Below are 17614 nucleotides of genomic sequence, written 5' to 3'. Positions count from 1 at the left end.
GCTGGCTTTTCGCACCCACCGATACATCAAGGCAAATGGCTATTTGTAACCACATGCGCAATTTGGAGTTTAGGTCGGTTCCAAGGGTTCCGTGGCCGATTGCAGATTTATTCACGTTACAGGGTTAATTGTGTGCTTGCGCAGCCCTGTTCGTTGGGGGAATGGACATTCCGGGCTTTCCCGTCTTGCAAGTCTTGTCCGGCGAGCGCCAGAATGCCGACATCTGCCCCGCCTGATGTAAGGAACACTGATGCCCGATTCTGTCGCAGCCAGCCTTCGTCTAGCGCCACAAGCGCTGACACGCCCGTTTTCCGCTGAACAGTTCAGCTTTTCGACGACCAATGATCTGGAGCCCTTTCGGGGAGTACTCGGCCAGGAGCGAGCCGTAGAAGCCTTGCAGTTCGGGGTCGCGATGCCGCGTCCCGGTTACAACGTGTTTGTCATGGGTGAGCCCGGCACAGGTCGGTTTTCGTTTGTAAAGCGCTACCTCAAGGCCGAGGGCAAGCGCATGCAGACGCCATCGGACTGGGTCTACGTCAACAATTTCGATGAGCCCCGCGAACCCAAGGCCCTGGAGTTGGCGCCAGGCAGTGCCCAGGCGTTCATGGCCGATATCGGTGTCTTGATCGATAACCTGCTGGCAACCTTTCCGGCAGTCTTCGAGCATCCGTCGTATCAGCAGAAGAAGAGCGCCATCGACCGCGCCTTCAACCAGCGTTATGACCGCGCCCTGGACGTGATCGAGCGTCTGGCGCTGGAGAAGGACATTGCGCTGTACCGCGACAGCACCAATATCGCCTTTACGCCCATGGCCGACGGCAAGGCACTGGACGAGGCCGAGTTCTCCCAGTTGCCGGAAGCCGAGCGGGAGCGCTTCCATGAAGATATTTCCGGTCTCGAAGAGCGCCTGAACGAAGAACTGGCCAGCCTGCCGCAATGGAAGCGCGAATCCAGTAATCAACTGCGCCAGTTGAACGAAGAAACCATCACCCTGACCTTGCAACCGCTGCTGGCTCCGCTGTCGGAAAAGTATGCCGAGAATGCAGCTGTCTGCGCTTACCTGCAGGCGATGCAGGTCTATCTGCTCAAGACCGTTGTCGAGCAACTGGTGGATGACAGCAAGACCGACGCCCAGGCGCGCAAGCTGCTGGAAGAGCAATACTGCCCGAGCCTGGTTGTCGGCCACACCCACAGCGGCGGTGCGCCGGTGGTCTTCGAGCCGCATCCGACCTATGACAACCTGTTCGGTCGTATCGAATACAGCACCGACCAGGGCGCGCTGTACACCACGTATCGCCAGTTGCGGCCCGGTGCGCTGCATCGCGCCAATGGCGGCTTCCTGATCCTTGAAGCGGAAAAGATGCTCAGCGAGCCGTATGTCTGGGATGCACTCAAGCGCACCCTGCAATCGCGCAAGCTGAAAATGGAGTCGCCGCTGGGGGAAATGGGGCGTCTGGCGACCGTCACTCTGACGCCGCAAGTGATCCCGTGGAACGTCAAGATCATCATCATTGGTGCGCGTTCGCTGTATTACACCCTGCAGGACCTCGATCCTGACTTCCAGGAGATGTTCCGGGTGCTGGTGGATTTCGACGAGGAAATCCCGCTGGTCGACGAAACCCTGGAACAGTTCGCCCAACTGCTGAAAACCCGTACTTCGGAAGAAGGCATGGCGCCTCTGACCGCCGATGCCGTGGCGCGTCTGGCGACCTACAGCGCGCGCCTGGCCGAGCATCAGGGGCGTTTGTCGGCGCGGATCGGTGATCTGTTCCAGTTGGTCAGCGAGGCGGATTTCATTCGCCAACTGGCCAACGAAGAACAGACCGACGCCGGGCACATCGAGCGAGCGCTCAAGGCCAAGGCCACCCGCACCGGGCGCGTTTCGGCCCGGATTCTCGACGATATGCTGGCCGGCATCATCCTGATCGACACCGATGGCGCTGCGGTCGGCAAGTGCAACGGGCTGACGGTGCTGGAGGTCGGTGATTCGGCGTTTGGTGTGCCGGCGCGCATCTCGGCAACGGTCTATCCCGGCGGCAGCGGCATTGTCGACATCGAGCGTGAGGTCAACCTTGGCCAGCCGATCCACTCCAAGGGCGTGATGATTCTCACCGGGTATCTGGGCAGCCGTTATGCCCAGGAATTCCCTCTGGCGATTTCGGCCAGTATCGCTCTGGAACAATCCTACGGTTATGTGGATGGCGACAGCGCTTCGCTGGGTGAGGCCTGCACGCTGATTTCGGCGCTTTCCCGCACGCCGCTCAAGCAATGCTTCGCGATTACCGGCTCCATCAACCAGTTTGGTGAAGTGCAGGCAGTGGGCGGGGTCAACGAAAAGATCGAAGGTTTCTTCCGTCTCTGTGAGGCCCGTGGCCTGACGGGCGAGCAGGGCGCGATCATCCCGCAGGCCAACGTCGCAACCCTGATGCTCGATGAGCGTGTGCTGCAAGCCGTACGCGCCGGGCAGTTCCATGTGTATGCGGTGCGTCAGGCGGATGAGGCCTTGAGCCTGCTGGTGGGCGAGCCTGCCGGTACGCCTGACGAGAATGGCGAATTCCCCGAAGGCAGCGTCAACGCCCGAGTGGTGGAGCGCCTGCGCGATATCGCAGAAATGCTCAGCGATGAAGAGCTCAAGGAAGAACTGGAGAAGGAGCCCGAGCTGAAAGCCTGAGGCTGGTGGCTGGATCACATCAGTGGGAGGGGCCTTGGCCGCGACAGCAGTTCAGGCGCTGAAAATGTGTTGGCTGTGAGTTGGGTCGTCGCGGCCAAGGCCCCTCCCACAAGTGGCAGGTATACCATAACTGCTCAGCATTACCCCTAGCAGGCCGGATGCCCGTTCATCCGGCCTTTTTTTGTTCTGCGGCTTTTCTTCTATCCTGTGTGATTACCACAGTGGCCAAATGGACTGGCGCGTCACTCTCTTGAACGGGAGAGGCGAATACTGTCGCTCACGAGGAACTCGCCATGTCGCGTAGCCTCTGTCTTACCCGTCAATGCCTGGGGCTGATGACCCGCATTGAATGTGTCATCCGGCCTCTTCCAGGTGATGGGGCCATGTGGATGTTGCTTTTCGCCGCCGGGATGTCCGGCGAACAGCCTTCAGCCATCAAGTCTCAAGGGCCATTCAACGGTTTGATGGCTGCTGAGTCGGTGTTGCTCGCCATCACTGAAAGCCTTCTTCTGCATGGTTATGAAACGGTGGCAGATGTGCCGATCTGGAGGCTGCACATGCAGAGCGAACTGCGCCGCATCGACAGTGACATTGCCCACTGTCAGCGCTCGTTCCCCTTCTAGAGATTGAATGGGACGGATGGCGAAGCTTTTTCTGTGTCATTTTGTCACGCCTCTAGAGCTGATGGCTTGTGCTGAATATACTCGCCCGTCATTCCAAATCACTGGCGAGTCTCAATGGAACGTTTTTTCGAGAATGCGATGTACGCATCGCGTTGGCTGCTGGCCCCCATCTATTTCGGGTTGTCCCTCGGGCTGCTGGCGCTTGGCCTGAAGTTTTTTCAGGAAATCTTTCATGTGCTCCCCAACATTTTTTCCCTGGCCGAATCCGACCTGATTCTGGTCCTGCTGTCGCTGATCGACATGGCGCTGGTAGGCGGCCTGCTGGTCATGGTGATGATTTCCGGTTACGAGAACTTCGTCTCGCAACTGGATATCGATGAGGACAAGGAAAAGCTCAACTGGCTGGGCACCATGGACTCCTCGTCCCTGAAAATGAAGGTCGCGGCCTCCATCGTGGCGATTTCGTCCATCCACCTGCTGCGCGTTTTCATGGATGCCAAGAACATCGAGACGCAATATCTGATGTGGTACGTGATCATCCACATGACGTTTGTCGTTTCGGCGTTTGCGATGGGGTACCTGGACAAGGTGACCAAGAAAAACTACTGATTGGCCTGCATCTCTTGCCGCCCGCCTTCTGTGTTCAGCGATGAACAAAGGGGCGGGCGGTTTCGTTTCTGGCGTGTTGTGGCGAGATAAGGTAGAAAACCTGTTCTGATTCCTCTAATCCACTGCGAGGTTCGATCATGAATGTTCAGGAATTTACCGATCATGCCCAGGCCGGAAAGGTCGATGAGCTGAATCTGATTTCCATCGAAGGCGGTATCTACCTGCTTGAGGTGTGCATGGAAGGTGGCTCGCGCATGTTGAAGAGCGCCGAAGGCAAGACCCTGCATCTGCGCTCGCTCGAGCATGCACGGGACTTGCTCAAGACCTTGCCGGTGGTGCCGTTCTATCTGGTCCATTCAGTGGTTCATGACGAACTGTGCGGCATGCCGGTCAATGACCGGTCGGTGATGCGCCTGCCGATCTCCTTTCATTCATCCTGGTCCTGACTGCGATAGGGCACCACAGCCAATTGTGCTAGGCTGCCTGCCCTTTTGGTTCGGGGCACATCAGGGTAAAGGGCGACTTTCTCGCCGCTTGCTGTCTGGGTGTCCCTCAACGGAGCAGCGTCATGTCCGAAGTCAATCTGTCCACCGACGAAACCCGCGTCAGCTACGGCATTGGCCGTCAGCTGGGCGACCAACTGCGTGACAACCCGCCACCGGGCGTCAACCTGGAAGCCATCCTGGCCGGTCTGAGCGATGCATTCGCCGGTCAGCCAAGCCGTGTTGGTCAGGAAGAAATGTCCGCCAGCTTCAAGGTCATCCGTGAAATCATGCAGGCCGAAGCGGCTGCCAAGGCTGAAAAGGCTGCTGGCGCTGGTCTGGCTTACCTGGCTGAAAACGGCAAGCGCGAAGGCGTGACCACTCTGGCTTCGGGTCTGCAATTCGAAGTGCTGACCACTGGCGATGGCCCAAAGCCTACCCGTGAAGATCAGGTTCGCACTCACTACCACGGCACCCTGATCGACGGCACTGTCTTCGACAGCTCCTACGATCGTGGCGAGCCAGCAGAATTCCCGGTCAGCGGCGTTATCGCTGGCTGGACCGAAGCTCTGCAACTGATGAACACCGGCAGCAAATGGCGTCTGTACGTGCCGAGCGAGCTGGCTTACGGCGCTCAAGGCGTTGGCAGCATCGCGCCGCACAGCGTTCTGGTATTCGACGTAGAGCTGCTGGCCGTTCTGTAATCGGTTACTGGCTGATGCAGATGGCTGCTGAACGAATCGCGTTGATTCGTTCAGCAGCAGTACGTGAATGAACCCTGTTCAGTGCAGCTCTCCTGCCGGGCGCAAGGCTCGGGCGTAACAGAACAGAAACAGATTGCGCACCAGTTCTTTCAGCACTACGGGCTCGCTGGAGCTGAGGCTGTGGACATCCAGATCGCCCTGATCGCGTAACTCTTCCAGCGCTTCCTCTTCAAGCACGGCACAGACTTCGCCTGTCTCGCGGTGAAGGATTCTCAGGTAGGGCTGTGGCCGGTCCAGCCATGCATCGATCAAATAAGTCATATTCCATCTCCTGCTTTCGATTTGATGAGAATAATTCCTATTACGATAATAGCAAGCTTCTATTTGAGATTAATTCGCATTTTCTGTCGGATGGTTGATCTGCGTCCATGAAAAAGCCCGTCACTGAGGACGGGCTTTTGTGCAGCCGATGACTGTCAGTGAGTGCGGGCTACCGCGAATTCACTCAGCTCTACCAGTGCGTCGCGGTATTCGCTTGGCGGCAGGGCGTCCAGACAGGCAATGGCGCGGGCAGCGTAATCGCGGGCCAGTTGTGCGGTGTAATCCAGGGCGCCGGCCTTTTCAACGGCGTCACGGATGCTTTCCAGATCTTCCAGGCCGCCTTTCTGAATGGCCTTGCGGACCAGGGCAGCCTGTTCCGGCGAACCTTCGCGCATGGTGTAGATCAGCGGCAGGGTAGGCTTGCCTTCGGCCAGATCGTCACCGACGTTCTTGCCCAGTGTCTCTGCATCGCCACGGTAGTCCAGCAGATCGTCGACCAGTTGGAATGCCACGCCCAGATGGTCGCCGAACGTACGCAGGGCTTCGCTCTGTTCGGTGCTGGCGTTGCACAGGGCAGCGGCGCTGTGGGTCGAGGCTTCGAACAGCATGGCTGTCTTGCCGCGAATCACTTCCATGTAGGTTTCTTCGGTGGTGCTGGCATCGCGAATCTTGGACAACTGCAGGACTTCGCCTTCGGCGATGATCCGCGTGGCCTTGGACAGGATCTGCATGACCGGCATCGAGCCCAGTTCGACCATCATTTCGAACGAGCGGGAATAAAGGAAGTCACCGACCAGGACGCTGGGCGCGTTGCCCCAGAGTGCGTTGGCCGTGGACCGGCCGCGACGCATGCCGGACATGTCGACGACGTCGTCATGCAGCAGGGTGGCGGTGTGCAGGAATTCGATGGTGGCAGCCAGCAGGCGCAGGTCGTCGCCTTCGCGTCCCAGGGCTTTGCCACACAGAAGCACCAGCAGCGGGCGCAGGCGCTTTCCGCCGGCTGACGTGATGTAATCGCCGATTTTCGAGACCAGCGGCACACGAGACGTCAGTTGCTTCTTGATGATAAGGTCAACGGCACTAAAGTCGTCCGCCACCGCGCGATAGAAGGCTTGGGGTTGCATCTGCGACAAGTGCTCCAGATAGGTTGCGCCGCATGCTAGGTTGCAGGGTAGGGCATGTCAAGGTATGCCGTCCGGGGCCTTGCAACCCATCCTTGCCTTGCGTACAATCGCGCACCCTAACTTTCCTGGGCAGCACCTGCCTTACGCAATTGCAACCAGGCCGTTCCAGCCTGATGCAGCCATGCCAGCCGATACTCTTCTTATAAAGAGCTGGGTGAGCAGGATTTTCGGAGAAATACCATGTACGCAGTAATTGTTACCGGTGGCAAGCAGTACAAAGTCGCCCCAGGTGAATACCTGAAAATTGAAAAACTGGAAATCGCTACTGGCGAATCCGTCACTTTTGACCGCGTCCTGCTGGTTGGCAATGGCGACGACGTCAATATCGGTGCTCCGGTTGTTGCTGGCGCTACCGTCGTGGCTGAAGTGGTTTCGCAAGGTCGTCACGACAAGGTTCGCATCATCAAGTTCCGTCGTCGTAAGCACCACATGAAGCGTATGGGCCACCGCCAGTGGTACACCGAGATCAAAATCACAGGTATTCAGGCTTAATTCAGCCTAATCCTCATTTGGAGAATTGACTCATGGCACACAAAAAAGCTGGTGGTAGTACCCGTAACGGTCGCGACTCAGAAGCCAAACGCCTTGGCGTGAAGATGTATGGCGGCCAGGCTATCGTTCCAGGCAACATCATCGTGCGTCAGCGCGGCACCCAATTCCACGCTGGCTATGGCGTTGGTATGGGTAAAGATCACACCCTGTTCGCGAAAGTGGAAGGCGTGATCAAGTTTCAAGTCAAGGGCGCCTTCGGTCGTCGCTACGTGAGCATCGTTCCGAAGACTGAAGTCTCCGCAGCGTAATTGCGCAGTAGCTTGAAAAGCCCTGTCTCGCGACGGGGCTTTTTTGTTTGTAGTTGAGGTTGGTGAGTCTCTTGCAAAGCTGTTTGTGCGGGCTGTTGTGATGTGGACCTTACGGGTCGCTGGTTTCTGATCGGTATCGCAACGCTCATTTTTGCAAGAGTCTTATGTATTTATGTGGTTCTGCTCGTCCCTGTGGCGGGAGGCGTGCGTTATGAAGTTTGTAGATGAAGTTTCAATTCGAGTAAAAGCCGGTGACGGCGGCAACGGTTGCATGAGCTTCCGTCGCGAAAAGTTTATCGAAAACGGTGGTCCCAACGGTGGTGACGGTGGTGATGGCGGTTCGGTCTATATGATCGCCGACGTCAACCTCAACACGCTGGTCGACTACCGCTATACCCGTCATTTCGACGCCGAGCGCGGTTCGAATGGCGGCAGCGCCGACTGCACGGGTCGCAAGGGTGAAGAGCTGGTGTTGCGCGTGCCGGTCGGCACGACCGTGATCGATGCGACAACCCAGGAAATCATCGGCGACCTGACCAAGGACGGCCAGCGCCTGCTCGTTGCTCAGGGCGGCTGGCACGGTCTGGGTAACACCCGTTTCAAATCCAGCACCAACCGCGCTCCGCGTCAGACGACGCCGGGCAAGCCGGGCGATCAGCGTGATCTCAAGCTGGAATTGAAAGTGCTGGCTGACGTCGGTCTGCTGGGTTTGCCGAATGCGGGCAAAAGTACCTTCATTCGCTCGGTGTCTGCCGCCAAGCCAAAAGTCGCGGATTACCCGTTCACGACGCTGGTGCCAAACCTGGGTGTGGTCAGTGTCGACCGCTGGAAGAGCTTCGTCATTGCCGATATTCCTGGCTTGATCGAAGGTGCTTCCGATGGCGCAGGCCTGGGGATTCGCTTCCTCAAGCACCTGGCGCGTACGCGTCTGCTGCTGCATCTCGTCGATATGGCGCCGCTGGATGAAACCAGTGCTGCCGATGCTGCCGAGGTCATCGTCAATGAGCTGGTCAAGTTCAGCCCGTCCCTGGCTGAGCGTGATCGCTGGCTGGTGCTGAACAAGTGCGATCAACTGCTTGAGGAGGAGCAAGAGGCTCGCAAGCAGGAAATCGTCGAGCGTCTGGAGTGGACCGGTCCGGTCTACGTGATCTCCGCGATTGCGAAGGAAGGCACCGAGCAGTTGTCTCGCGACATCATGCGCTATCTTGAAGAGCGTAGCCTGCGTCTGGTCGAGGAGCCTGGTTATGCTGAAGAGCTGGCCGAGCTGGATCAGCGTATCGAAGACGAGGCGCGTGCTCAGTTGCAGGCGCTGGATGATCAGCGTGCCCTGCGTCGTAGCGGCGTGAAGAGCGTGCATGACATTGGCGAAGATGACTGGGATGAAGAAGATGTGGACGATGAGGACGGTCCGGAAATCATTTACGTCCGAGACTGATCGCTTGCAGTAAACTTGAACGCCGCTACTGACTGATAGCGGCGTTTTTGTATCTCGAATCCGTATTAAGAAAATTCTCTGGCTAAGGTTGGAAGATGATGCGCAGCAAAGTGACGGGTGCCCAGCGCTGGGTCGTGAAGATCGGCAGTGCCCTGCTGACGGCGGATGGCAAAGGCCTGGATCGTTCGGCCATGGGTGTGTGGGTTGAGCAGATGGTGGCGCTGCATGAGGCGGGCGTCGAGCTGGTGCTGGTTTCTTCCGGGGCTGTTGCTGCCGGTATGAGTCGCCTGGGCTGGTCTGTGCGACCCAGTGCCATGCATGAACTCCAGGCGGCTGCTGCTATCGGTCAGATGGGGTTGGTGCAGGCCTGGGAGTCGAGCTTTGCCGAGCATGACCGGCATACCGCGCAGATTCTCCTGACCCATGATGACCTGTCCGATCGCAAGCGCTATCTGAACGCTCGCAGCACCCTGCGCACGCTGGTCGAGCTGGGTGTTGTGCCGGTCATCAACGAAAACGACACGGTCGTGACCGACGAAATCCGTTTTGGTGACAACGACACGCTGGCCGCTCTGGTGGCCAACCTGGTCGAGGCTGATCTGCTGGTGATCCTGACGGATCGCGATGGCATGTTCGATGCCGATCCGCGCAACAATCCTGAAGCTCAGCTCATTTATGAGGCGCGTGCCGATGATCCTGCGCTGGATGCGGTGGCTGGCGGCACGGGTGGCGCCCTGGGGCGTGGCGGCATGCAGACCAAGCTGCGTGCGGCGCGTCTGGCGGCTCGTTCCGGCGCGCATACGGTGATTGTGGGTGGTCGTATCGATCGCGTACTGGCGCGCCTCAAGGCGGGTGAGCAATTGGGTACCTTGTTGTCGCCCGAGCGTGGAATGCTGGCGGCTCGCAAGCAGTGGCTCGCCGGTCATCTGCAGACTCGTGGCACGCTGGTGCTGGATGGTGGTGCGGTGGCTGCTCTGGTCAAGGATCACAAGAGTCTGTTGCCTGTGGGCGTGAAAGGGGTGCAGGGCAGTTTCCGTCGTGGCGAAATGGTTGTGTGTGTGGCGCCTGATGGTCGGGAAATCGCTCGCGGCCTGAGTAACTACAGTGCTGTTGAAGCGCAGAAGATTATCGGTCAGTCATCCGATGCCATCGTGCGAGAGCTGGGTTACATGGCCGAGCCCGAGCTGATTCATCGGGATAACCTGATTCTCGTTTGATGCGGGTCATCTCAAAGGAAGGTTTGATGCGAGTCATGAAAGCGTTTTTTGCGGCATTGCTGGTCGTGCCTGCCTTGGCGGCGGCTGAAGAGATTGGTCAGGTGTCGACGGTCTTCAAGTTTGTCGGCCCCAATGACCGGATCGTGGTCGAGGCTTTTGATGATCCCAAGGTCGAAGGTGTGACCTGCTATCTGTCCCGTGCCAAGACGGGCGGGGTGAAGGGTGGTCTTGGTCTGGCCGAGGATCGTGCCGAGGCCTCGATTGCCTGTCGCCAGGTCGGGCCGATTCGTTTCCAGCCGCCGCTCAAGGATGGTGAGGAAGTATTCAAGGAGCGTACTTCGCTGGTCTTCAAGACCATGCAGGTGGTGCGCTTCCTGGATGAGAAGCGTAATACCCTGGTTTATCTGGTCTACAGCGACCGGATTATCGAGGGTAGCCCGCAGAATGCGGTGACTGCGATTCCGATTCTGCCGTGGCCGCATGCGGCTACGCCGTGATTTAAGGTGGGCGTGGGGTGAATGAGCGGGGTTCCGCTTTGTTCGCCTCCACAGCTCGCATGATATTGCAGGCAATAAAAAACCGACCCTTGGGTCGGTTTTTCAACAAGCAGATCGCTTAGGCGGCAGCAGCAAGGTTCAGAGCCTTGATGTGACCGTTCAGGCGGCCTTTATGGCGAGCAGCTTTGTTCTTGTGGATGATGCCTTTATCGGCCATGCGGTCGATAACAGGAACAGCCAGAACGTAAGCGGCTTGCGCTTTTTCTGCGTCTTTTGCGTCGATGGCTTTGACCACATTCTTGATGTAGGTACGAACCATGGAACGCAGGCTGGCGTTGTGGCTGCGACGCTTCTCAGCCTGTTTTGCACGTTTTTTGGCGGAAGGTGTGTTGGCCACCGTCGAGCTCCTCGAAAGACTTTTATGAAATAGCTAACAAAATAGGCCGCGAATCATGCCGATGAGTTTGTCACTTGTCAAGGGCAGTTGAGGTGTTCCGCTGAGTGGTCGCTATCTGAACCCGGATATTTATTTCCGGCGTACGACCTGTAAACTCGCGGACTTTCGCTCCGGGCTTTTTGCGGCGCGAAGTATCGCATAAATGAAGGCCTGAGCGCCTATCCTTTAGCCAGGGCATAACACTCTTTCAATGAATCTACTCAAGTCATTAGCTGCCGTCAGCTCTATCACCATGCTTTCCCGGGTGCTGGGCTTCATTCGCGATACCATCATTGCCCGTACGTTCGGGGCCGGGATGGCGACGGATGCCTTCTTCATTGCCTTCAAGCTGCCGAACCTGCTGCGCAGGATCTTTGCCGAAGGGGCCTTTTCCCAGGCCTTCGTGCCGATCCTTGCCGAATATAAAAGCCAGCAGGGCGAGGAGGCGACCCGCACCTTCGTGGCGTATGTCACGGGGCTGCTCACGCTGGCGCTGGCGCTGGTCACCTTGCTGGGCGTCATCTTCGCGCCCTGGGTGATCTGGGCCACGGCGCCGGGTTTTGTCGACTCGCCTGAAAAGTTCGCCCTGACCGCGGACCTGCTGCGGGTGACCTTTCCTTATATATTGCTGATTTCCCTGTCATCCATGGCCGGTGCGATCCTCAATACCTGGAACCGTTTTTCCGTGCCGGCCTTCGTGCCGACGCTGCTCAACGTCAGCATGATTTTCTTCGCCCTGTTCCTGACGCCTTATTTCGATCCGCCGGTCATGGCGCTCGGGTGGGCGGTGCTGGCGGGTGGTTTGCTGCAGTTGCTCTATCAACTGCCGCACCTGAAAAAAATCGGCATGCTGGTCCTGCCGCGTCTGAATCTGCGGGACACGGGTGTATGGCGTGTGATGAAGCAGATGCTGCCTGCCATCCTTGGCGTTTCCGTCAGTCAGATATCTCTGATTATCAACACGATATTTGCCTCGTTCCTCGTCGCAGGTTCCGTCTCGTGGATGTACTATGCCGACCGCCTGATGGAGCTGCCTTCCGGGGTGCTGGGCGTGGCGTTGGGGACGATTCTGTTGCCGATTCTGTCCAAGACCTATGCCAACAAGGATCGTCAGGAGTATTCGCGGATTCTCGACTGGGGCTTGCGCCTTTGCTTTTTGCTGGTTCTGCCTTGCACGCTGGCGCTGGGCCTGCTGGCTGAACCGCTGACGGTCTCTCTGTTCCAGTACGGCAAGTTCGATGCGGTGGATGCGGTCATGACCCAGCGTGCGCTGATAGCTTATTCGGTGGGGTTGCTGGGAATCATCCTGATCAAGGTGCTGGCTCCCGGCTTTTATGCCCAGCAGAATATCCGTACGCCGGTTAAAATCGCGATCTTTACCCTTGTCGTTACCCAGTTGCTCAATCTGGCGTTTATCGTGCCGTTGCAGCATGCGGGTCTGGCCCTGGCCATCAGTGTGGGGGCGTGTATCAATGCCGGTCTGCTGTTCTGGCAGTTGCGCAAGCAGGACCTGTTTCAGCCGCAGCCTGGCTGGGCGAAGTTTCTGTTCAAGCTGATTCTGGCCGTTGCGGCCATGTCGGCGGTGTTGCTGTGGCTGATGCATGTGATGCCGGCCTGGAGCGAAGGGCAGATGCTTGAGCGGTTCGTGCGCCTGGGGGCGCTGGTCGCGGCGGGTGTGTTGGTTTATTTCGGTATGCTGCTGCTGTTGGGCTTTCGCCTGCGGCATTTTGCTCGCAAGGCAATCATGTAAACGTTGTTTGACGGGGTGGCTGTCGGATTTTCGCGTTGCGGTCCGATAGCTGTTGTCTGGTCTGGGTGTGTTGCCTGTCGCCCGGGGCCGTGTGTGGTTATAATCGGCCACTTTATGAGCAAGAAGTGCGTTATGCAGCTGGTTAGAGGCCTCCACAACCTGCACCCCTCGCATCGGGGCTGCGTCGCCACGATTGGCAACTTTGACGGTGTCCACCGCGGTCATCAGGCTATCCTGATGCGTCTGCGCGAGCGCGCTGTCGAGTTGGGCGTGCCCACTTGCGTGGTCATTTTCGAGCCGCAGCCACGGGAATTCTTCGCTCCTGAAACCGCGCCAGCACGTCTGGCCCGGCTGCGTGACAAGCTTGAACTGCTGAGCGCCGAGGGTGTTGACCGGGTCTTGTGCCTGTCTTTCAACCAGCGTCTGAGCAAACTGAGTGCCGCCAGCTTCGTCGAGACCATTCTGGTCGACGGGCTGGGCGTGCAGCATCTTGAGGTGGGCGACGATTTCCGGTTCGGTTGCGACCGTATCGGCGACTTCGACTTCCTGCAACAAGCCGGTAATACCCATGGTTTTACCGTAGAGGCGGCGCAGACCGTTGAGATCGATGGTGTCCGGGTCAGCAGTACCAAGGTGCGTAATGCCCTGGCTGTCGCGGATTTTGCCCTGGCCGAGCATTTGCTCGGTCGCCCGTTCCAGATTACCGGACGGGTTCTGCATGGCCAGAAGCTGGCACGCCAGTTGGGTACGCCCACGGCCAATGTGCAACTCAAGCGTCGTCGTGTGCCGTTGAGCGGGGTTTACCTGGTCAGCACGAACATCGATGGCAAGGCCTGGCCGGGAGTCGCCAATATCGGCGTGCGCCCGACCGTGGCAGGTGATGGCAGTGCCCACCTTGAGGTTCATCTTCTGGATTTTGCCGGTGATATCTATGGCCGGCGTTTGACGGTGGCTTTCCACCACAAGCTGCGCGATGAGCAGCGTTTCGCCTCACTGGAGGCGCTCAAGACGGCGATCAATGCGGACGTCGCCGCCGCCCGTGCCCATTGGCATGGTTCACCGCTAATCAAGAGCCTGAAATGACTGATTATAAAGCCACGCTAAACCTTCCGGACACCGCCTTCCCGATGAAGGCCGGCCTGCCCCAGCGCGAGCCGCAAACTCTGCAGCGCTGGGACAGCATTGGCCTGTACCAGAAGCTGCGCGAGATTGGCAAGGATCGTCCAAAGTTCGTCCTGCACGACGGTCCTCCCTACGCCAACGGCAATATTCACATCGGTCACGCCGTCAACAAGATCCTCAAGGACATGATCGTGCGCTCCAAGACCCTGTCGGGCTTCGATGCGCCTTATGTTCCGGGCTGGGACTGCCATGGCTTGCCGATCGAGCATAAAGTCGAAGTCACCCACGGCAAGAACCTGTCCGCCGACAAGACCCGTGAGCTGTGCCGTGCCTATGCTGCCGAGCAGGTCGAAGGTCAGAAGGCCGAATTCATTCGCCTGGGCGTGCTGGGCGACTGGGATAATCCGTACCTCACCATGAACTTCGCCAACGAAGCCGGTGAAATCCGTGCGCTGGCCGAAATGGTCAAGGGCGGTTTCGTGTTCAAGGGCCTCAAGCCCGTGAACTGGTGCTTCGATTGCGGTTCGGCCCTGGCGGAAGCGGAAGTCGAATATCAGGACAAGAAGTCCTCGACCATCGACGTCGCATTCCCGATTGCCGATGAAGCGAAGCTGGCCGAAGCCTTTGGCCTGGCTTCTCTGCCCAAGCCTGCTGCCATCGTGATCTGGACCACCACGCCGTGGACCATTCCGGCCAACCAGGCGCTGAACGTCCATCCCGAGTTCACCTACGCGCTGGTCGATGTGGGTGACAGGCTGCTGGTTCTGGCTGAAGAGCTGGTCGAGTCCTGCCTGGCACGTTACAAGCTGGAAGGCTCGGTCATCGCGACCACGGTCGGTCAGCAGCTCGAACTGATCAACTTCCGTCACCCGTTCTATGACCGTCTGTCGCCACTTTATGTCGCCGACTACGTCGAGCTGAGCGCGGGTACCGGCGTGGTTCACAGTGCGCCTGCCTACGGCCTGGACGACTTCAATATCTGCAAGCAGTACGGGATGAGCAACGATGACATCCTGAGCCCGGTGCAGAGCAACGGCGTGTATGTCGAGTCCCTGGAGTTCTTCGGCGGCCAGTTCATCTTCAAGGCCAACCAGAACATCATCGACAAGCTGGCCGAGGTCGGCAGCCTGCTGCACACCGAAACCATCACCCACAGCTACATGCACTGCTGGCGCCACAAGTCGCCGCTGGTCTACCGCGCCACTGCGCAGTGGTTCGTCGGCATGGACAAGCAGCCTGTCGCTGGCGGCACCTTGCGTGAGCGCGCCGTCAAGGCCATCGAAGACACCAAGTTCGTCCCGGCCTGGGGGCAGGCGCGTCTGCACTCCATGATCGCCAACCGTCCTGACTGGTGCATCTCCCGTCAGCGCAACTGGGGCGTGCCGATTCCGTTCTTCCTGCACAAGGAAAGCGGTGATCTGCATCCACGCACGGTCGAGCTGATGGAAGAAGTCGCTCAGCGCGTCGAGAAAGAGGGCATCGAAGCCTGGTTCAAGCTGGACGCTGCCGAGTTGCTGGGCGATGAAGCGTCGAAATACGACAAGATCTCCGACACCCTGGATGTCTGGTTCGACTCCGGCACGACTCACTGGCACGTCCTGCGCGGTTCGCACTCTATGGGCCACGAAACCGGCCCGCGTGCCGACCTGTACCTGGAAGGTTCCGACCAGCACCGCGGCTGGTTCCATTCCTCGCTGCTGACCGGCTGCGCCATCGACGACCACGCACCGTACCGCGAGCTGTTGACCCACGGTTTCACCGTCGACGAAAACGGCCGCAAGATGTCCAAGTCGCTGGGTAACGTCATCGCGCCGCAGAAAGTCAATGACACCCTGGGCGCCGACATCATGCGTCTGTGGGTTTCGGCCACTGACTATTCGGGTGAAATGGCGGTTTCCGATCAGATCCTGCAGCGCAGCGCAGATGCCTACCGGCGGATCCGCAACACTGCACGCTTCCTGCTCTCGAACCTGTCCGGTTTCAATCCGGCCACCGACCTGCTGCCAGCCGAAGAAATGCTGGCGCTGGACCGCTGGGCCGTTGATCGCACGCTGCTGCTGCAACGCGAGTTGCAAGAGAACTACGGCGAATACCGCTTCTGGAACGTCTACTCGAAGATCCACAACTTCTGCGTGCAGGAGCTGGGTGGCTTCTATCTGGACATCATCAAGGACCGTCAGTACACCACGGCCCCTGACAGCAAGGCGCGTCGCTCCTGCCAGACTGCGCTGTTCCACATCTCCGAAGCGCTGGTACGCTGGATCGCACCGATCCTGGCGTTCACCGCCGACGAGCTTTGGCAGTTCCTGCCGGGCGAGCGTAATGAATCCGTGATGCTCAACACCTGGTACGAAGGCCTGAGCGAAATGCCTGAAGGTTTCGAGCTGGACCGTGCCTACTGGGAGCGGATCATGGCGGTGAAGGCTTCAGTCAATAAGGAAATGGAAAACCTGCGCGCTGCCAAGGCCATTGGCGGCAACCTGCAGGCTGAAGTGACCCTGTACGCTGAAGATTCGCTGGTTGCCGACCTGTCGAAGCTCAGCAATGAACTGCGTTTCGTACTGATCACCTCCACCGCGACTGTCGCGCCTCTGCTGTCGGCTCCGGCCGATGCGGTGGTGACCGAGGTTGCAGGTCTGAAGCTGAAAGTGGTCAAGTCCGGTCACGCGAAGTGCGCCCGTTGCTGGCATCACCGTGAAGACGTGGGCGTGAACCCTGAGCATCCTGAAATCTGCGGTCGCTGTGTGGATAACATCAGCGGCGCTGGCGAGGTGCGTCACTATGCCTAATCCAGGCGCTGCAGGCCGTTTTGGCCGTTTGAGCTGGTTATGGTTGAGCCTGCTGGTCCTGATCGTCGATCAGGCCAGCAAGTATTACTTCGAGAATCGGCTGGAGATGTACGACCAGATCGTTATCATCCCCGATTACTTCAGTTGGACCCTGGCCTATAACACCGGGGCTGCCTTCAGTTTTCTGGCTGATGGCGCCGGTTGGCAGCGCTGGTTGTTTGCCCTGATTGCGATTGTCGTCAGTGCCGTGCTGGTCGTGTGGCTCAAGCGTCTTGGCCGTGATGACACCTGGCTGGCAATTGCCCTGGCATTGGTGCTGGGGGGCGCTATCGGCAATCTCTATGACCGTGTCGTGCTTGGCCATGTCATCGACTTCATTCTGGTGCACTGGCAAAACCGTTGGTACTTCCCGGCCTTCAACGTAGCCGACAGCGCAATCAGCGTCGGCGCCGTCATGCTGGCTGTGGATATGTTCAAGAGCAAGAAAGAAGAGGAGCCTGCTCATGGCTGAACAGTCATCGACTCAAGGCGAGCTGCGCATCGGCCAGAACACGCAAGTCACCTTGCACTTCGCCCTGCATCTTGAAAACGGCGATACGGTAGACAGCACTTTCGACAAGGCTCCGGCCACGTTCAAAGTGGGTGATGGCAATCTGTTGCCCGGTTTTGAAGCCGCCATTTTCGGCTTCAAGGCGGGCGATAGAAAAACCGTCCAGGTGTTGCCTGAGAATGCCTTTGGCCAGCCCAACCCGCAAAACGTGCAGATCATCCCGCGTTCGCAGTTCCAGGACATGGAGCTGTCCGAAGGATTGCTGGTGATCTTCAACGATGCGGCCAATACTGAGCTGCCGGGTGTGGTGAAGAAATTCGACGATGAGCTGGTTACCGTCGATTTCAACCATCCTCTGGCTGGCAAGACACTAAACTTTGAAGTGCAAATCTTCGAGGTCAAGCCGATTCTGGCTTCCTGAGCC

At 58.4% G+C, this 17614-nt stretch carries 18 protein-coding genes; 15 read left to right on the top strand and 3 right to left on the bottom strand.

The genetic code is table 11. The features are described 5' to 3' along the window. The first annotated feature begins 250 nt into the window (after nt 1-250). The 5 genes from KQP88_RS20795 to KQP88_RS20775 all read left to right on the top strand — a co-directional run bounded on the left by KQP88_RS20795 (nt 251) and on the right by KQP88_RS20775 (nt 5089). Nucleotides 251-2671 (top strand): Lon protease family protein, encoded by a 2421-nt coding sequence (locus KQP88_RS20795; RefSeq protein ID WP_025261886.1) that lies wholly within the window; start codon nt 251-253, stop codon nt 2669-2671. Nucleotides 2672-2964: 293 nt separating this feature from the next. Further along, entirely contained in the window at nt 2965-3294 is a 330-nt protein-coding gene (locus KQP88_RS20790; protein ID WP_200994690.1) for a PA4575 family protein, read from the top strand. A gap of 114 nt (nt 3295-3408) precedes the next feature. Further along, nucleotides 3409-3903, top strand: a complete 495-nt coding sequence (locus KQP88_RS20785; protein WP_200994689.1) for a TIGR00645 family protein — start codon at nt 3409-3411, stop codon at nt 3901-3903. Nucleotides 3904-4040: 137 nt separating this feature from the next. After that, on the top strand, nt 4041-4349 hold the full coding sequence (locus KQP88_RS20780; RefSeq protein WP_216704066.1) for a DUF6482 family protein: 309 nt from the start codon (nt 4041-4043) through the stop codon (nt 4347-4349). Nucleotides 4350-4471: 122 nt separating this feature from the next. Continuing rightward, nucleotides 4472-5089 carry an FKBP-type peptidyl-prolyl cis-trans isomerase gene (locus KQP88_RS20775; RefSeq protein ID WP_216704065.1) on the top strand — a complete coding sequence of 206 codons (618 nt, stop codon included), beginning with the start codon at nt 4472-4474 and terminating at the stop codon, nt 5087-5089. A gap of 78 nt (nt 5090-5167) precedes the next feature. Here the strand turns inward: KQP88_RS20775 and KQP88_RS20770 are convergent, their stop codons facing one another. Beyond that, a complete protein-coding gene (locus tag KQP88_RS20770; RefSeq protein WP_025261881.1) occupies nt 5168-5410 on the bottom strand; it encodes a PA4570 family protein in 243 nt (80 codons plus the stop codon). Nucleotides 5411-5565: 155 nt separating this feature from the next. Then, nucleotides 5566-6534 (bottom strand): polyprenyl synthetase family protein, encoded by a 969-nt coding sequence (locus KQP88_RS20765; RefSeq protein WP_198727959.1) that lies wholly within the window; start codon nt 6532-6534, stop codon nt 5566-5568. A 240-nt stretch (nt 6535-6774) separates the two neighbouring features. On the opposite strand from KQP88_RS20765, the gene rplU reads away from it, so the two are divergent. The 5 genes from rplU to KQP88_RS20740 all read left to right on the top strand — a co-directional run bounded on the left by rplU (nt 6775) and on the right by KQP88_RS20740 (nt 10543). After that, entirely contained in the window at nt 6775-7086 is a 312-nt protein-coding gene (rplU, locus tag KQP88_RS20760) for a 50S ribosomal protein L21 (RefSeq protein ID WP_002551971.1), read from the top strand. A 32-nt stretch (nt 7087-7118) separates the two neighbouring features. Then, entirely contained in the window at nt 7119-7394 is a 276-nt protein-coding gene (rpmA, locus tag KQP88_RS20755; protein ID WP_025261879.1) for a 50S ribosomal protein L27, read from the top strand. 211 nt (nt 7395-7605) lie between these two features. Beyond that, nucleotides 7606-8829 (top strand): Obg family GTPase CgtA, encoded by a 1224-nt coding sequence (gene cgtA / locus KQP88_RS20750; RefSeq protein ID WP_025261878.1) that lies wholly within the window; start codon nt 7606-7608, stop codon nt 8827-8829. Between the two features lie 98 nt (nt 8830-8927). Then, a complete protein-coding gene (gene proB, locus KQP88_RS20745) occupies nt 8928-10046 on the top strand; it encodes a glutamate 5-kinase (protein ID WP_200994727.1) in 1119 nt (372 codons plus the stop codon). A gap of 26 nt (nt 10047-10072) precedes the next feature. Next, the gene (locus tag KQP88_RS20740) at nt 10073-10543 is read left to right on the top strand and encodes a CreA family protein (protein ID WP_216704064.1); all 471 of its coding nucleotides are present in this window, start codon (nt 10073-10075) and stop codon (nt 10541-10543) included. A 118-nt stretch (nt 10544-10661) separates the two neighbouring features. Here the strand turns inward: KQP88_RS20740 and rpsT are convergent, their stop codons facing one another. Next, nucleotides 10662-10940, bottom strand: a complete 279-nt coding sequence (gene rpsT, locus KQP88_RS20735; RefSeq protein ID WP_003215870.1) for a 30S ribosomal protein S20 — start codon at nt 10938-10940, stop codon at nt 10662-10664. 250 nt (nt 10941-11190) lie between these two features. Here rpsT and murJ point away from each other — a divergent pair, with 250 nt between their 5' ends. From murJ to KQP88_RS20710, 5 genes are all read left to right on the top strand, one after another. Further along, on the top strand, nt 11191-12729 hold the full coding sequence (murJ, locus tag KQP88_RS20730; protein ID WP_216704063.1) for a murein biosynthesis integral membrane protein MurJ: 1539 nt from the start codon (nt 11191-11193) through the stop codon (nt 12727-12729). A 132-nt stretch (nt 12730-12861) separates the two neighbouring features. Continuing rightward, complete coding sequence (gene ribF, locus KQP88_RS20725) at nt 12862-13812, top strand: bifunctional riboflavin kinase/FAD synthetase (RefSeq protein ID WP_216704062.1); 951 nt, start codon at nt 12862-12864, stop codon at nt 13810-13812. Continuing rightward, nucleotides 13809-16640 (top strand): isoleucine--tRNA ligase, encoded by a 2832-nt coding sequence (gene ileS / locus KQP88_RS20720; protein WP_216704061.1) that lies wholly within the window; start codon nt 13809-13811, stop codon nt 16638-16640. Before ribF ends, ileS begins: the two co-directional genes overlap by 4 nt. Continuing rightward, on the top strand, nt 16633-17151 hold the full coding sequence (gene lspA / locus KQP88_RS20715) for a signal peptidase II (protein WP_025261872.1): 519 nt from the start codon (nt 16633-16635) through the stop codon (nt 17149-17151). Before ileS ends, lspA begins: the two co-directional genes overlap by 8 nt. Further along, nucleotides 17144-17611: an FKBP-type peptidyl-prolyl cis-trans isomerase gene (locus KQP88_RS20710; RefSeq protein WP_117163419.1), complete on the top strand. Its 468-nt coding sequence runs from the start codon at nt 17144-17146 to the stop codon at nt 17609-17611. The genes lspA and KQP88_RS20710 overlap by 8 nt, the downstream gene beginning before the upstream one ends. Nucleotides 17612-17614: the final 3 nt, after the last annotated feature.

Origin of the sequence: Pseudomonas lijiangensis, assembly GCF_018968705.1 — a bacterium.
Lineage (GTDB): Bacteria > Pseudomonadota > Gammaproteobacteria > Pseudomonadales > Pseudomonadaceae > Aquipseudomonas > Aquipseudomonas lijiangensis.
The sequence above is the reverse complement of the archived record's forward strand: the minus strand, read 5'-3'. Positions and strand labels throughout refer to the sequence as shown.

Bases quoted from the DNA above. Each gene is read 5' to 3' on its own strand.
- KQP88_RS20740 (WP_216704064.1), top strand. From the start codon at position 10,073: ATGCGAGTCATGAAAGCGTTTTTTGCGGCATTGCTGGTCGTGCCTGCC.
- cgtA (WP_025261878.1), top strand. From the start codon at position 7,606: ATGAAGTTTGTAGATGAAGTTTCAATTCGAGTAAAAGCCGGTGACGGC.
- KQP88_RS20765 (WP_198727959.1), bottom strand. From the start codon at position 6,534: ATGCAACCCCAAGCCTTCTATCGCGCGGTGGCGGACGACTTTAGTGCC.
- KQP88_RS20790 (WP_200994690.1), top strand. From the start codon at position 2,965: ATGTCGCGTAGCCTCTGTCTTACCCGTCAATGCCTGGGGCTGATGACC.
- ileS (WP_216704061.1), top strand. From the start codon at position 13,809: ATGACTGATTATAAAGCCACGCTAAACCTTCCGGACACCGCCTTCCCG.
- murJ (WP_216704063.1), top strand. From the start codon at position 11,191: ATGAATCTACTCAAGTCATTAGCTGCCGTCAGCTCTATCACCATGCTT.
- rplU (WP_002551971.1), top strand. From the start codon at position 6,775: ATGTACGCAGTAATTGTTACCGGTGGCAAGCAGTACAAAGTCGCCCCA.
- KQP88_RS20710 (WP_117163419.1), top strand. From the start codon at position 17,144: ATGGCTGAACAGTCATCGACTCAAGGCGAGCTGCGCATCGGCCAGAAC.
- proB (WP_200994727.1), top strand. From the start codon at position 8,928: ATGCGCAGCAAAGTGACGGGTGCCCAGCGCTGGGTCGTGAAGATCGGC.
- KQP88_RS20775 (WP_216704065.1), top strand. From the start codon at position 4,472: ATGTCCGAAGTCAATCTGTCCACCGACGAAACCCGCGTCAGCTACGGC.
- KQP88_RS20770 (WP_025261881.1), bottom strand. From the start codon at position 5,410: ATGACTTATTTGATCGATGCATGGCTGGACCGGCCACAGCCCTACCTG.
- ribF (WP_216704062.1), top strand. From the start codon at position 12,862: ATGCAGCTGGTTAGAGGCCTCCACAACCTGCACCCCTCGCATCGGGGC.
- KQP88_RS20785 (WP_200994689.1), top strand. From the start codon at position 3,409: ATGGAACGTTTTTTCGAGAATGCGATGTACGCATCGCGTTGGCTGCTG.
- rpmA (WP_025261879.1), top strand. From the start codon at position 7,119: ATGGCACACAAAAAAGCTGGTGGTAGTACCCGTAACGGTCGCGACTCA.
- KQP88_RS20795 (WP_025261886.1), top strand. From the start codon at position 251: ATGCCCGATTCTGTCGCAGCCAGCCTTCGTCTAGCGCCACAAGCGCTG.
- lspA (WP_025261872.1), top strand. From the start codon at position 16,633: ATGCCTAATCCAGGCGCTGCAGGCCGTTTTGGCCGTTTGAGCTGGTTA.
- KQP88_RS20780 (WP_216704066.1), top strand. From the start codon at position 4,041: ATGAATGTTCAGGAATTTACCGATCATGCCCAGGCCGGAAAGGTCGAT.